This is a genomic window from Pseudomonas sp. UBA6276 (assembly GCF_002438365.1).
GTDB classification, from domain to species: domain Bacteria; phylum Pseudomonadota; class Gammaproteobacteria; order Pseudomonadales; family Pseudomonadaceae; genus Aquipseudomonas; species Aquipseudomonas coleopterorum.
In genome coordinates this window covers 19,834-34,175 of sequence record NZ_DJUS01000132.1, presented here as the reverse complement: position 1 = coordinate 34,175, position 14,342 = coordinate 19,834, and the positions used below count along the sequence as shown (strand labels likewise).

The window sequence follows — 14,342 nt, the reverse complement described above, 5'->3', positions numbered from 1 at the left end:
TGAACGCTCGTTCAATAAAACCATGGATCGCGATTCGCGTTCAACAGGAGGCCATCCCTTGCTGAAAACGCCCAGTTTCTTCCATTACCGAACGTGTGGAGTGCACAACGCATGAGTGCATCTTCATCGACACCTAGCGGCAACGTGCGCATGAACCCTCCGGTGTTCTACTTTGCCGCCAGCTTCATTCTGATTTTCGGCATCGTCGTCATTTCCTTCCCGCAGGCGGCCGGCCAATGGCTGCTGGCCGCGCAGAGCTGGGCGGCCAACACCGTTGGCTGGTACTACATGCTGGCCATGACCCTGTACCTGGTGTTCGTGGTGGTGACCGCGCTGTCGGGCTACGGCAAGATCAAGCTGGGCGCCGATCACGACGAGCCCGAATTCAGCTACCTGTCCTGGGCCGGCATGCTGTTCGCCGCCGGCATCAGCATCACCCTGTTCTTCTTCTGCGTGTCCGAACCGCTGACCCACATGCTGCAACCGCCGCAGGGCGAGGCGGGTACCCAGGAAGCCGCACGTCAGGCCATGCAGCTGCTGTTCCTGCACTGGGGTTTGCACGGCTGGGGCGTGTTTGCCTTCGTCGGTATGGCGCTGGCTTATTTCGCCTATCGTCACAACCTGCCGCTGGCGCTGCGCTCGGCGCTCTACCCGCTGATCGGCAAACGCATCAACGGGCCGATCGGCTACGCCGTGGATGGCTTTGGCATCATTGCTACCATCTTCGGCCTGGGTGCCGACATGGGCTTTGGCGTCCTGCACCTCAATTCGGGCCTGGATTACCTGTTCGGTGTGGCCCATACCCAATGGGTCCAGGTGATCCTGATCACCCTGATGATGGGCGCAGCCATTCTGGTGGCGGTCTCCGGCGTCGACAAGGGCGTGCGGGTGATGTCCGACATCAACATGCTGCTGGCCTGTGCGCTGCTCCTGTTCGTGCTGTTCGCAGGGCCGACCCAGCACCTGCTCAGCACTCTGGTACAAAACGTCGGCGACTATCTGGGCGCGCTGCCCAGCAAGAGTTTCGACGTCTATGCCTATGACAAACCCAGCGACTGGCTGGGCAACTGGACGGTGTTCTACTGGGCCTGGTGGATTGCCTGGTCGCCGTTCGTGGGGCTGTTCATCGCGCGCATCTCGCGGGGACGCACCATTCGCGAGTTCGTCTTCGGCGTGCTGCTGATTCCATTGGGTTTCACCCTGGCGTGGATGTCGATCTTCGGCAACAGCGCCATCGACCAGGTGATCAACCACGGCATGGCCGCGATCGGCCAGTCGGCCATCACCGACCCGTCGATGACCCTCTACCTGCTGCTGGAAACCTACCCTTGGGCGCGGACAGTGATCGCGGTCACCGTGTTCATCAGCTTCGTGTTCTTCGTCACCTCGGCCGACTCGGGCACTGTCGTGCTCTCGACGTTGTCCGCACGCGGTGGCAACCCGGACGAAGACGGTCCGAAATGGCTGCGGGTATTCTGGGGCGCGATGACGGCGCTGGTCACCAGTGGCCTGCTGTTCGCCGGCAGCATCGATTCGTTGAAATCGGCGGTGGTGCTGACCTCGCTGCCGTTCTCGATCATCCTGCTGGCGATGATGTGGGGGCTGCACAAGGCGTTCCACATGGAAGGCCAGCGCAAGATCGCCCAGTTGTATTCGCTGGCCCCGGTTGCCAGCTCGCGGCCTGGGCGCGGCGGCTGGCGACAGCGCCTGAGCCAGGCCGTGAGCTTCCCCTCGCGTGACGAGGTGTACCGGTTCATGGACACCCATGTGCGCCCGGCAGTGGCCGAAGTGACCGCCTCGTTCGCCGAGAAGGGCTTGGATGCCGTGACCCAGGAGGATACCAGCCACGACAACGTGACGTTCGAAATCGGGCACGGCGAGGAGCGGCCATTCATCTATCAGGTGCAGATGCGCGGTTACTTCACGCCATCCTTCGCCCGTGGCGGGATGGGCAACCAGGAGCTCAAGAACCGCCGCTACTATCGAGCGGAGGTGCATCTGTCCGAAGGCAGCCAGGATTACGATCTGGTCGGCTACAGCAAGGAGCAGATCATCAACGACATCCTCGATCAGTACGAACGGCACATGCAGTTCCTGCACCTGGTGCGTTGACGGTCATGGAGGGGCCGCAAGGCCCCTCGCTCGACCTGGTACCGAAAAGCTGCACGCATAAAAAAACCCTCGCACCGATGTGCGAGGGTTTTTTCATGGTCGCGCTGTCAGTTATCGGCGACGGCGTTCTTGGCCAGGATGGCGTTGGCCAGGTCCATGTCGGACGCTTCCAGACCAGGGTTCTGCGCACGGACTTTCTGGATCGCCGCTTCCAGATACGGGCCGCGGATACCGCCTTCGCTGGCCACGAAGCTGCCGGCATCGTCCTGTGCGGCGATGATCAGCTTGTGATCCTTGAAGGTCAGGTAGGAGGAGCCGGTCGTGGCGCCAGAGGAGAGCACGTTGCGCCAGAAGGGATCGGCCATGGCCGAGCTGACGGGCAGGGACAGCAACGCGAGGGTAGCAACAGCGGTTTTGAGGCGCATGATCGAGACTCCACAGTGTGATCCGGTACGAATGTGATCCGGGGCAGTTGTCGTTCTGCTCGTTGGATAGGGTCAATGTCATTCAAGTTCCCCGAGGCGGTCGAGCGGCCCGTAGTGGCGGCTTCACATCGCGTCGATGCGCGGGGTCACGCGCAGTACTTCCTCGAGCGTGGTCAGGCCGGTAGCGATCTGCCGCGCACCCCCCAGGCGCAGGCTGCGCATACCTTCCTTGCACGCCTGACGCCTGAGCGCAGTGAAGTCGGTATTGGCGCCGATGCAGGCTTTCACACCATCGCTCAGCAGCAGCACTTCATACACGCCGGCGCGCCCGCAGTAACCCGTGTCTCGACAACGCGGGCAACCGACGGCGCGCTGGGCACCCTCCGGGACAGCCATGCGCCAGGGCCCGATGAGGGCCTGCCAGCTTGTCGGATCGATATGCGTGGGCGCCTTGCAGTCAACGCACAGCGTGCGTACCAGTCGCTGCGCCATGACGCCCAGCACCGTGGCCTTGATCAGGTAATGCGCGACGCCCAGCTCCAGCAGCCGGGTGATCGCGCCCACGGCATCATTGGTGTGCAGGGTCGACACCACGAGATGGCCGGTCAGGGCGGCCTGGATCGCCATCTCGGCCGTCTCCAGATCGCGGATCTCGCCGATCATGATGATGTCCGGATCCTGCCTCATCAGCGCACGCAAGCCGCTGGCGAAGTCCAGATCGATGTTGTGGTGTACCTGCAACTGATTGAAAGCCGGTTCGACCATCTCGATCGGGTCTTCGATGGTGCACAGGTTGATCTGCGGCGTCGCCAGCTGCTTGAGGGTGGTGTATAGCGTGGTGGTCTTGCCCGAGCCGGTGGGGCCGGTGACCAGCACGATGCCATGAGCCTGGGTGGTCATCTCCCGCCAGCGACTCAGGTCGTCGGCCACAAGGCCGAGCTGGGCGAAATCCTTGAGCAGCACCTGTGGGTCGAAGATGCGCATCACCAGCTTTTCACCGAAGGCCGTGGGCAGGGTGGACAGGCGCAACTCGATCTCCTGGCCCTCGGGCAGGCGGGTTTTGATCCGCCCATCCTGAGGCTTGCGCTTCTCGGCGACATTCATGCGACCCAGGCTTTTCAGGCGACTGACGATGGCCAGCGTGACCTGTTCGGGGAAGCGGTACACGCAATGCAGCAAGCCGTCGATGCGAAAGCGCAACGCTCCGAAGTCTCGTCGAGGCTCGATATGGATATCGCTGGCGCGTTGCTCGAACGCGTATTGGAACAGCCAGTCGACGATGTTGACCACGTGCTGGTCGCTGGCGGCAGGCGCGACCATGTCGCCCAGCTGCAGCAGTTGCTCCAGGTTGCCCGCATGGCCTGACTGGCCCTGGACTTTGGCGCCGCTGACCGAGCGGGCCAGTTGGAAGAACTGTTCGGTGAAGCGCTGGATGTCGACGGGATTGGCCACCACGCGCCTGATCGTGCGCTTGAGCACCTGGGCCAGGTCGGCCTCCCATTGACGCTGCCACGGTTGCGCGCTGGCGATGGTGACACTGTGCTCGTCCACGGCCACGGCAAGGATTCCATGGCGCTGAGCAAAGGCCTGGGGCATCAAGGCCACCACGGTGGGTACGTCGATGCACAACGGATCGATGCGCAGGTACGGTTGGTCGGCATGCTGCGCCAGCCATTGGGTCAGCGCTTCGAGGGTCAGCAATTGTCCGGGTTGGCGGAGATCGGGTAATCGGTAGTCGGCGAGCTGTTGCAGGGGGTGTGTCTGAAGCGGTTCATTGTAGTCGAGGCTGTCGCGCAGTGCCTGGGCGCGCTCCAGCCCGATAAGGCCGTCGGCCAGCAAGTCGTCGACCAGCTCACGCAAGCACAGGTCGCAGTCAGGGCGATGCCGCAGGGTCGTGGCGACGAGGGTCATGCGGGGGCCTCCTTGGCGGTGCGCGATCTGTCGTGCCACATAGCCTAGCGCCCATGCCGGAAATTGCCCTCATGGCAACCATTGCCGCATTTGTCGCCGACTCAAGCGTACGATTGCACCTGGGCCGGATGCTGAGCATCGGCCAGTTGCACATCAAGGACACTGATCAGGTTGCGCATCTTTTCCGCGATCACCTGTGCGCGATGCCAGCTCAACTCGCTCACTTGCACCTGGATTTCCAGGCTGTCCGCCACCTGGCGGGCCGCGAGCTGACAGGGAATCAGGTACTGCATGGCAAACAGGTTGAGCACCCGGCAAAGCACGTCGGCTTCGATCTCTGCACTCAGGTTGAACTGCACGGTGGTGGTCAGATTGCCAGCGGCCCAGACATCCGGGCGTAGCGGGGTCAGCGATTCAAAGGCAGACATGGGTGATCTCCGTGGTCAATGGGGAAAGTCTCCCATGGCCAACACGGTATTTCTTGCCCAACTTTGCTCGTTATGGGGCTATCTTGAATCAAACAATTTTAAAATTCGAACAATGGAGAAATAATTATGCACAGCTCGCTGGATGCTTACGACCGGCGCATTCTGGCGTTGCTGCAAGAGGACGCCACGCTGTCCAGCGCGCAGATTGCCGAGCAGGTGGGGTTGTCGCAGTCGCCTTGCTGGCGGCGCATCCAGCGGCTCAAGGAAGAGGGGGTCATCCGGGCGCAGGTGACCCTGCTGGATCGCAAGAAGATCGGCTTGAATACTCAGATATTCGCCGAGGTGAAACTCAACGCCCACGGCCGGTCGAACTTCACCGAGTTCACGGAGGCCATAAGGGGCTTTCCAGAGGTGCTGGAGTGCTATGTGCTGATGGGCAATGTCGATTTCCTGCTGCGCATCGTCACACCGGACATCGAGGCCTACGAGCGTTTCTTCTTCGAGAAGTTGTCGATGGTGCCGGGCATTCAGGAGGTGAATTCGACGGTGGCGCTGTCCGAAATCAAGTCGACCACCAGCCTGCCGGTGGATCGGTGACTGGCGAGATCAGCCGCTCCTACAGGTTCACAACACCCTGCAGGAGCGGCTAGCAGCCGCGAAGAGGTCAGAACAAACACCACAAAGCTTACTTGCGCAGCAACAGTTTCCACGCGCGATTCTGACTCACGGCGATGGCCTGTTGCATCCGCGCATCCAGCACTTCATCGGTGATGTCCAGGCTGGCCAGAGCGTGCAGCTTGTTCAGCTCGCCGAACAGGCGATCGACTTCCGGCACGTCCAGTACGCCACGGGCCAGATGCAGCCAGCTCTGGATCCGCTCGATACGCGGCAACTGCTCGGCCAGATCCTCAGGTTGCTGCTGGTAGCGGGGCAGTTGCAGCGCTGCGCCTTCCTCGGCCAGCAGATGGCCTAGCCAGCTTTGCAGCTGAGCGGCGCCCTGACGGTTGCCGCGGTTGTTGCGCTCGACCGTCCACAGGCGGCCCATCAGCCAGCGCGAGGTGTTCAGCGAGAACTGGCCCCAGCGCACGTCCAGCAGCTCTTCGGCGAACTGCTCGGGTGCGGCCTTGCGCACGTCTTCGTCTTCCTGCCCGGCCTGCACCAGCGGGCGCCAGTCTTCGAGCAGGGCGTCCAGGGCAGTGCGCAGTTCGTTGCTGCTGGCGCGCGGTGCGGCCTGGCCCAGGCTGCCGACCAACCCGCGCAACTCGATGAGCTGTTGCACCCAGTCCTGCAGCAGGCGCCAGTGGCCGTTGAAGCGGTACTGCTCGGCCAGTCGCTGGCTGTTTGCCAACAGGTGCCAGGCCAGGGCGGTAAAGGCATCGTCGAGCGTCGTCTCGGCGCCCAGCTCGGGGGCGGGCAGACTCAGCGCGTAGCTGTCCGGATCGCTGAGGCGATAGCCGCGCTCGGCCTTGCTGATGTCGCAGGGCATCAGGGGCAGTTTTTCGGCCAGCTCGGCGGCCAGCTCCAGCAATGCCGCAGGCTCGCCTTCACGCAGTTCCAGCTCCAGCTCGCAGATCTCTTCGGACTGCTTGCCGACGATGACCTTGCCCAGGTCCAGGGCCGCTTCGATAACCACCCGGGCCTTGCCGCGGCCCCAGGCGATTTCCGCCCGCTCGCGGACGAAGTCGGTGGTGAATACCGGCTTGATGGTCTTCTTGTCCAGCTCGGCCAGTTGCTCGGGCCAGCATTCGCCGTCGAGCTTCTTCAGATCGAGCTTGGCCTTGGGCAGGTTCCAGTCGTACTCGTTGCGCTGCGACAGCCCGGCCACGCTGCTGCCACGGGTCTTGAGGGTCTGGATGACTTCTTCGCCATCGCGACGCAGGCGCAGGGCGACCTTGGCCGCTGCCAGTTCGCGGGCAGGCGTGTCGAAGTACTGGTTGAACAGCTCTCGGCGCTCCCAGCCACTTTTGTTGCGCTTTTTCAGCAGGGGATGCTCACGCAGAGCAGCGAGCGTTTCGCGGCTGACGCGCAGTTTGATTTCGGTTTCTTTGTGCATGAGGGGGCAATCCAAGCGCTGGCGGACAACAACGCGCTGATGACTAGATAAGGCCGTGCAGTGTACAGCAGTCGTGCCGCGGCGGTTTATTCTTGGCGCCCGATGGCTCTATGATGGGGCTCGCCTCGGGAGGATCGCCATGCCATTGCCGTCCATGCAGGAACAATTCGCCGCCCTCATCGCGGCGCCTTCGGTCAGTTGCACCCAGCCCAGCCTGGATCAGTCCAACGGCCCGGTGATCGATCTGCTGGCCAACTGGCTGACCGAGCTGGGCTTCGCCTGCGAGATCCAGCAGGTCGAGCCCGGCAAGTTCAACCTGATCGCCACGTTCGGCAGCGGCCCTGGCGGTCTGGTGCTGGCCGGGCACAGCGACACGGTGCCTTACGACGAGGCGCTGTGGAACACCGACCCGCTCAAGCTCACCGAAGTCGATGGACGCTGGGTCGGGCTGGGCAGCTGCGACATGAAGGGCTTCTTCGCACTGGCGATCGAGGCGGTGCGTGGCCTGATCGATCAGCCGTTCAAGCAGCCGCTGATCATCCTCGCGACCTGCGACGAAGAGAGCTCGATGTCCGGTGCCAAGGCGTTGGCCGCCGCCGGCCGGCCGCTGGGCCGTGCCGCGGTCATCGGCGAGCCGACCGGGCTCAAGCCGATCCGCCTGCACAAGGGGGTGATGATGGAGCGCATCGACATCCTTGGCCGCAGTGGCCATTCCTCGGACCCAAGCCTTGGGCACAGCGCCCTGGAGGCGATGCACGGGGCGATCGGCGAGCTGATGAACCTGCGTCGGCAATGGCAGCGCGAATACAACAACGCGCAGTTCAGCGTGCCCCAACCGACCCTGAACCTGGGCTGCATCCATGGCGGCGACAACCCCAACCGCATCTGTGGGCAATGCTCGCTGGAGTTCGACCTGCGGCCGTTGCCGGGCATGGACCCACAGGTCCTGCGCACCGCCATTCGCAGCAAGCTTGCGCCGTTGGCCGAGTTGCACCAGGTGAAGATCGACTATGCACCGCTGTTCGCCGAGGTGCCACCCTTCGAGCAGCGTGCCGACACCGAGTTGGTGCGGGTTGCCGAGCGGCTGACGGGGTACACGGCGGCGGCCGTGGGCTTCGGTACCGAGGCGCCGTACTTCCAGAGCATGGGCTGTGAAACCCTGGTGCTGGGGCCAGGCAACATCGCCTGTGCGCACCAGCCCGGCGAATACCTGGAAATGTCACGTTTGCAGCCTACCGTGCGTCTATTGCGTGAACTGATCGGGCATTACTGCCTCGAATCGGTGATTGCCTAAATCGGCGTGCCTGCGGGCCGTCATCCCTGCAAGGAGTGCGCGCGTGTTGCCAAGCCTGTCACGACGATAACCCTCATACCGCTGTGCGCCGAGTGATGCTTTTCGTCCCACTTTTCTACAGGCTTCTGCCGTTATGCCCGACTACGTGAATTGGCTTCGCCACGCTTCTCCCTACATCAATGCCCACCGTGACTGCACCTTCGTGGTGATGCTGCCCGGCGAGGGCGTTGCCCACCCCAATTTCGGCAATATCGTTCACGACCTGGTGCTGTTGCACAGCATGGGCGTGCGCCTGGTGCTGGTCCATGGATCGCGCCCGCAGATCGAAAGCCGTCTGGCCGCGCGCGGCCTGAGCCCGCACTATCATCGCAACCTCAGGGTTACCGATGCGGCCACGCTCGAGTGCGTCATCGATGCGGTGGGCCATCTGCGGATCGCCATCGAGGCGCGCCTGTCCATGGACATGGCGTCCTCGCCGATGCAGGGCTCGCGGTTGCGCGTGGCCGGCGGCAATCTGGTCACGGCGCGGCCGATCGGCGTGGTCGAGGGTGTCGACTATCACCACACCGGCGAAGTGCGTCGGGTCGATCGTAAGGGCATCAACCGCCTGCTCGACGAACGCTCGATCGTGCTGTTGTCGCCGCTGGGTTACTCGCCTACCGGCGAGATCTTCAACATTGCCTGTGAAGACGTGGCAACACGGGCCGCCATCGACCTGGCGGCCGACAAGCTGCTGCTGTTCGGTGCCGAGCCGGGGCTGCTCGATGAAACCGGTCACCTGGTGCGCGAACTGCGCCCGCAGCAGGTGCCGGCGCACCTGTCAAGGCTGGGCAACGATTACCAGGGGGAATTGCTCGATGCGGCCGCCCAGGCGTGCAAGGGGGGCGTCAGCCGCGCGCACATCGTCAGCTACGCCGAAGATGGCGCATTGCTCACCGAGCTGTTCACCCGCAATGGTGGCGGTACCCTGGTGGCGCAGGAGCAGTTCGAACAGGTACGCGAAGCCAACATCGAAGACGTCGGTGGCTTGCTGGACTTGATCAGCCCGCTGGAAGAGCAGGGCATCCTGGTACGCCGCTCTCGCGAAGTGCTGGAGCGCGAGATCACCCAGTTCAGCGTGGTCGAGCGTGAAGGCATGATCATCGCCTGCGCCGCGCTGTACCCGATCGCCGACTCACAGACCGGCGAGCTGGCGTGCCTGGCGGTGAATCCGGAATACCGCCATGGCGGTCGTGGCGACGAGCTGCTCGAGCGTATCGAAGAGCGAGCGCGGGCGTTGGGGTTGAACACCTTGTTCGTGCTCACCACCCGCACGGCGCACTGGTTCCGCGAGCGTGGCTTCGTGCCCAGCGGCGTCGAACGCCTGCCGGCGGCACGCGCCTCGCTGTACAACTACCAGCGTAATTCGAAGATCTTCGAAAAGGCGCTATAGCGGCGCATCAGGCCGACCGGTGGCGCCTTCTTCGCGGGCAGAGCCCGGCTCCCACATGAGATAAGCACATATCCATTGTGGGAGCGGGCTCTTCCCGCGAAAAGGGCGCTGCGGTGCAGCAGAGATACCGCAGGGTATTCACCGCTGTCAGTTGCTGATGGCCAGGATGCTTGCCTGATAGGAACCGACGAACACATCGAAATCGCCCACTTCCTCGGCCTCGAGCGTCGCCTGGGCGGCCAGTGAATCGCGCGCCTGCTGTTCGAACTCCGCCTGGTCTTGGCTGCTCAGGGGCTGTTGCCGGAAGTACTCGGCATGGGCCTGGCTCTGGCTGAAGGAAAACTCGGCGAAGCTCTGTTTCTGCTCGGCCATCTTCGCCAGGACCTGCGCCGACGGCGTCAGCGAAGGATCGCTGACTTTGGCGCGTTGCGCCGCCATCGCCTGGGCATGCTCATCGGTACCGGTACTGCGATCGAGCAATGCAGCGACGGCGTCGATACGCTCCAGCAAATCGCCGGCCCACGCCTTGAGCTCGACCGCCTCGCCATTGCGCTGCAACTGCAGGCCCGGCCGACGACCTTCCTTGACCGTGCTGAGGAAGTTGCCGGTACAGGCCGCGCATTCGTTGCTGTCGATCTGCGGGCTGCTTTCCAGCGCACAGAACAGCAGGAACGCATCGAGGAAGCGCGACTCGGTCAGGTCGACCCCGGTGGGCAGGAACGGGTTGATGTCCAGGCAGCGCACTTCGATGTACTGCACGCCACGGGCCATCAATGCCTGGATCGGCCGCTCGCCACTGTAGGTCACCCGCTTGGGACGAATGTTGGAGTAGTACTCGTTTTCGATCTGCAGGATGTTGGTGTTCAACTGCACCCATTCGCCGTCCTTGTGCGTGCCCACCTGCACATACGGCGGATACGGCGTGGCCACCGCCTTGCGCAGGCTGTCGGTGTAGCTGGCCAGATCGTTGTAGCAGGGCGTCAGGCCGGCCTGGGCATTGCTCTGGTACCCCAGGTCGCTCATGCGCAGGCTGGTGGCGTAGGGCAGGTACAGGGTTTGTGCATCCAACTGCTCGAGCTGATGGGCGCGGCCGCGCAGGAAGCCGGCATCCAGTGCCGGCGAGGCGCCGAACAGGTACATCAGCAACCAGCTGTAGCGACGGAAATTTCGAATCAGCGCGATGTACGCGGACGATTGGTAATCACGATCGGTGCCGACATAGCCATCAGCCTGCTTGAGCACCGGCCACAGCTGCTCGGGCAGGGAGAAATTGTAGTGAATGCCGGCAATGCACTGCATGGTGCGGCCGTAGCGCAGGGACAGGCCCTGGCGATAGACGTACTTGAGGCGGCCGATGTTCGAGGTGCCGTAGTAGGCCAGCGGGATATCTTCCTCGGCCGGCAGCGGGCAGGGCATGGAGGGACTCCACAGGTACTCGCTGCCCAGCTTGCTGTACACGAAGCGGTGAATCTGCTCCAGGCTGTGCAGGGTTTGTGCGGGATCCTCGAGTGCGGGCGTGATGAATTCCAGCAGCGATTCGGAGTAATCCGTGGTGACCTGTTCGTTGGTCAGCGCCGACCCCAGCGCCTCGGGGTGCGGCGTCTGTGCCAGGCGACCCTCGTGGTTGACGCGCAGGCACTCACGCTCGATGCCATGCAGGCACTGCGCGAGCAGAGAAAGGGTGGCAGGCTCGCCGAGCAAAGTCAGGCGGCGGTTGAGAAATTCGCTCAAGTTGGATTCCTTCACGCGTCAGTCGCCCCGATATGGGGGTGGAGCGGACGGTCTGCAAGGGTGAAGACAAAAAGGAACCGGCGTCGTCGCCTGGTTTCGATCGGGCAAGGTGCAGGCCGTACTGCAATCGACACCGCCTGCGCCGTGCCGAAATTACCGCAGAACGACCCCTTCGGGCTAGAGAACCACGAAAGTACCTTGTGCCTTTGCCATCAGTTTTTCGCCCTGAAGCACCTCGGCCTCCACCACCATCGTGCGTCGGCCGGCGTGCAATACCTGGGCCTTGCAGATCACCTCACCTTCTGACACCGCGCGAAGGTAATTGATCTTGCATTCGAGCGTGACGCTTTGATTATCGAAACCGTGGGAGGTCGAGCACGCCAGGCCCATGGCAATGTCGACCAGACTGAAGATGGCCCCGCCGTGCATCACCTGGCCGCGGTTGCGCAGGTGCTCGGCCATGGGCAGTGCCACTTCCGCCACACCGGCATCCAGGCGTCGCACCTGGCAGCCGAGCTCGCGAAAGTAGGCGCTCTGGGTCAGATCGTCGTCGATCTGCATCAGCGTTTCTTCAACTGTTTGGCATTGGCGAACAACGACGCCATGGCGCCGTTGGCGGGCGCGGCGGCTTCCTTGACGCGGGTCGGAGCGGCCTGCTGACGGGCTGCGGCACCGGGACGACTGCCCCGTGCACCGTCGATCTTCTCGCCGGGCGTGTCGCCCATGCGCATCGACAGCCCCACGCGTTTGCGCGGAATGTCCACTTCCATCACCTTGACCTTGACCACGTCGCCGGCCTTCACCGCTTCACGCGGATCCTTGATGAATTTTTCCGACAGCGCCGAGATGTGCACCAGACCGTCCTGGTGTACGCCGATATCGACGAAGGCGCCGAAGTTGGTGACGTTGGTCACCACGCCTTCGAGCACCATGCCCAGTTGCAGGTCCTTGAGCTCTTCCACACCGTCCTGGAACTCGGCGGTCTTGAACTCCGGACGCGGGTCGCGGCCCGGCTTGTCCAGCTCCTGCAGGATGTCGGTCACGGTCGGCAGGCCGAAGGTTTCATCGGTGAATTTTTTCGGGTCCAGGCGCTTGAGGAAACCGCTGTCGCCGATCAGCGAACGGATATCCCGATCGGTACCGGCGGCGATGCGCTGCACCAGCACATAGGCTTCGGGGTGCACGGCCGAGGCGTCCAGCGGATTGTCGCCGTTCATGACGCGCAGGAAGCCGGCCGCCTGTTCGAAGGTTTTTTCGCCCAGGCGCGAGACTTTCTTCAGTGCTGCGCGGGTCCGGAACGCACCGTGCTCATCGCGGTGGGCGACGATGTTCTGCGCCAGCGTGGCATTGAGCCCGGAAATACGCGCCAACAGGGCCACGGAGGCGGTGTTGACGTCCACGCCCACGGCGTTCACGCAGTCTTCCACCACGGCATCCAGGCCGCGTGCCAGCTTGAGCTGCGAGACGTCGTGCTGGTACTGACCCACACCGATGGATTTCGGATCGATCTTGACCAGTTCGGCCAGTGGATCCTGCAGGCGCCGAGCGATGGACACCGCACCGCGGATCGATACGTCCAGGTCGGGAAACTCACGCGCCGCCAGCTCCGAGGCCGAATACACCGAGGCACCGGCTTCGGAAACCATGACCTTGGTCATTTTCAGGCCGGGGTATTTCTTGATCAGCTCGGCGGCCAGCTTGTCGGTCTCGCGGCTGGCAGTGCCATTGCCAATGGCGATCAGGTCCACGGCATGCTTGGCGCACAGTGCAGCCAGCGTGGCCAGGGTCTGGTCCCATTTGTTGTGAGGCACGTGCGGGTACACCGTGGCGTGATCGAGCAACTTGCCGGTCGCATCCACCACCGCCACCTTGCAGCCGGTCCGCAGGCCAGGGTCCAGACCGAGAGTGGCGCGCGGGCCCGCCGGGGCGGCCAGCAGCAGGTCATGCAGGTTGTGCGCGAAAACGTTGATGGCTTCGCTTTCAGCGTTCTCGCGCAGCTCGCTCAGCAGGTCGGTTTCCAGGTGCGTATAGAGCTTGACCTTCCACGTCCAGCGCACCACCTCACCGAGCCACTTGTCGGCGGCGCGCTGCTGATTTTTCACGCCGAAGTGCTCGCCGATCATCATCTCGCACGGGTGTAGGGTGCCCGGAAGTTCTTCGCCCACTTTCAGCGAAGAGCCGAGAATGCCTTCGTTGCGCCCGCGGAAAATGGCCAGGGCGCGGTGCGAGGGCATGCTCTTGAGTGGCTCGTCGTGCTCGAAGTAGTCGCGGAACTTGGCGCCTTCTTCTTCCTTGCCTGCCAGCACTCGGGCGCTGAGTACCGCTTCCTGCTTGAGGAAGCCGCGCAGCTTGGCCAGCAGTGTGGCGTCTTCGGCGAAGCGCTCCATCAGGATGTACTTGGCGCCTTCCAGTGCTGCCTTGACGTCGAGCACACCTTTATCGCCGTCGACGAAGCGGGCTGCTTCGATTTCCGGGTTCAGCGTCGGATCGGCGAACAGGCCGTCGGCCAGCTCGCCAAGGCCGGCTTCCAGGGCGATCTGGCCCTTGGTGCGGCGCTTCTGCTTGTAGGGCAGGTAGAGGTCTTCCAGGCGTGTCTTGGTATCGGCCTGCTGGATCTCGCGGGTCAGCTCGGGCGTCAGCTTGCCCTGTTCCTCGATGCTGGCCAGGATACTGGCGCGGCGCTCGTCGAGTTCGCGCAGGTAGCGCAGGCGCTCTTCGAGGTGACGCAGCTGGGTGTCGTCCAGGCTGCCGGTCACCTCCTTGCGGTAACGAGCGATGAAAGGCACGGTCGAACCTTCATCCAGCAGTGCGACGGCCGCTTCGACCTGTTGAGGGCGGACGCCGAGTTCCTCGGCGATGCGGCTGTTTATGCTGATCATGATAACCACCTGAAAAATGATAGGTACAAGGTGCAGTCCCCCATATGCCTGGTGTATGGGCACGTTTCGGGCACCGT

General features: G+C 63.2%; 11 protein-coding genes. 4 read left to right on the top strand and 7 right to left on the bottom strand.

Annotated features, from left to right (window positions below; all coding sequences use genetic code 11):
- Positions 1-150: 150 nt before the first annotated feature.
- Positions 151-2,112: a choline transporter BetT gene (betT, locus tag B2V21_RS15725; protein WP_177331308.1), complete on the top strand. Its 1,962-nt coding sequence runs from the start codon at positions 151-153 to the stop codon at positions 2,110-2,112.
- 107 nt (positions 2,113-2,219) lie between these two features.
- On the opposite strand, the gene B2V21_RS15720 is transcribed toward betT, so the two are convergent.
- The 3 genes from B2V21_RS15720 to B2V21_RS15710 all read right to left on the bottom strand — a co-directional run bounded on the left by B2V21_RS15720 (position 2,220) and on the right by B2V21_RS15710 (position 4,876).
- The gene (locus B2V21_RS15720; RefSeq protein WP_043192301.1) at positions 2,220-2,537 is read right to left on the bottom strand and encodes a DUF2388 domain-containing protein; all 318 of its coding nucleotides are present in this window, start codon (positions 2,535-2,537) and stop codon (positions 2,220-2,222) included.
- A 123-nt stretch (positions 2,538-2,660) separates the two neighbouring features.
- Entirely contained in the window at positions 2,661-4,448 is a 1,788-nt protein-coding gene (locus B2V21_RS15715; protein WP_286917338.1) for a GspE/PulE family protein, read from the bottom strand.
- Positions 4,449-4,549: 101 nt separating this feature from the next.
- Positions 4,550-4,876, bottom strand: a complete 327-nt coding sequence (locus B2V21_RS15710; protein WP_049860249.1) for a hypothetical protein — start codon at positions 4,874-4,876, stop codon at positions 4,550-4,552.
- A gap of 126 nt (positions 4,877-5,002) precedes the next feature.
- Between B2V21_RS15710 and B2V21_RS15705 the strand changes: the two genes are divergently transcribed.
- On the top strand, positions 5,003-5,473 hold the full coding sequence (locus B2V21_RS15705) for an Lrp/AsnC family transcriptional regulator (protein ID WP_090361129.1): 471 nt from the start codon (positions 5,003-5,005) through the stop codon (positions 5,471-5,473).
- An 88-nt stretch (positions 5,474-5,561) separates the two neighbouring features.
- Here B2V21_RS15705 and B2V21_RS15700 read toward each other — a convergent pair whose 3' ends face one another.
- Positions 5,562-6,929 (bottom strand): inorganic triphosphatase, encoded by a 1,368-nt coding sequence (locus tag B2V21_RS15700; RefSeq protein ID WP_056844704.1) that lies wholly within the window; start codon positions 6,927-6,929, stop codon positions 5,562-5,564.
- A 139-nt stretch (positions 6,930-7,068) separates the two neighbouring features.
- On the opposite strand from B2V21_RS15700, the gene argE reads away from it, so the two are divergent.
- Positions 7,069-8,223: an acetylornithine deacetylase gene (argE, locus tag B2V21_RS15695; protein WP_134721999.1), complete on the top strand. Its 1,155-nt coding sequence runs from the start codon at positions 7,069-7,071 to the stop codon at positions 8,221-8,223.
- Between the two features lie 133 nt (positions 8,224-8,356).
- A complete protein-coding gene (gene argA / locus B2V21_RS15690; RefSeq protein WP_286917337.1) occupies positions 8,357-9,655 on the top strand; it encodes an amino-acid N-acetyltransferase in 1,299 nt (432 codons plus the stop codon).
- Between the two features lie 147 nt (positions 9,656-9,802).
- Here argA and gshA read toward each other — a convergent pair whose 3' ends face one another.
- The 3 genes from gshA to B2V21_RS15675 all read right to left on the bottom strand — a co-directional run bounded on the left by gshA (position 9,803) and on the right by B2V21_RS15675 (position 14,265).
- Positions 9,803-11,386 carry a glutamate--cysteine ligase gene (gene gshA, locus B2V21_RS15685; protein ID WP_286917336.1) on the bottom strand — a complete coding sequence of 528 codons (1,584 nt, stop codon included), beginning with the start codon at positions 11,384-11,386 and terminating at the stop codon, positions 9,803-9,805.
- Positions 11,387-11,563: 177 nt separating this feature from the next.
- Positions 11,564-11,947: a PaaI family thioesterase gene (locus B2V21_RS15680; RefSeq protein ID WP_049860243.1), complete on the bottom strand. Its 384-nt coding sequence runs from the start codon at positions 11,945-11,947 to the stop codon at positions 11,564-11,566.
- Positions 11,947-14,265, bottom strand: coding sequence for a Tex family protein (locus B2V21_RS15675; protein WP_286917335.1), 2,319 nt, complete (start codon positions 14,263-14,265; stop codon positions 11,947-11,949). Before B2V21_RS15675 ends, B2V21_RS15680 begins: the two co-directional genes overlap by 1 nt.
- Between the last annotated feature and the right edge of the window lie 77 nt (positions 14,266-14,342).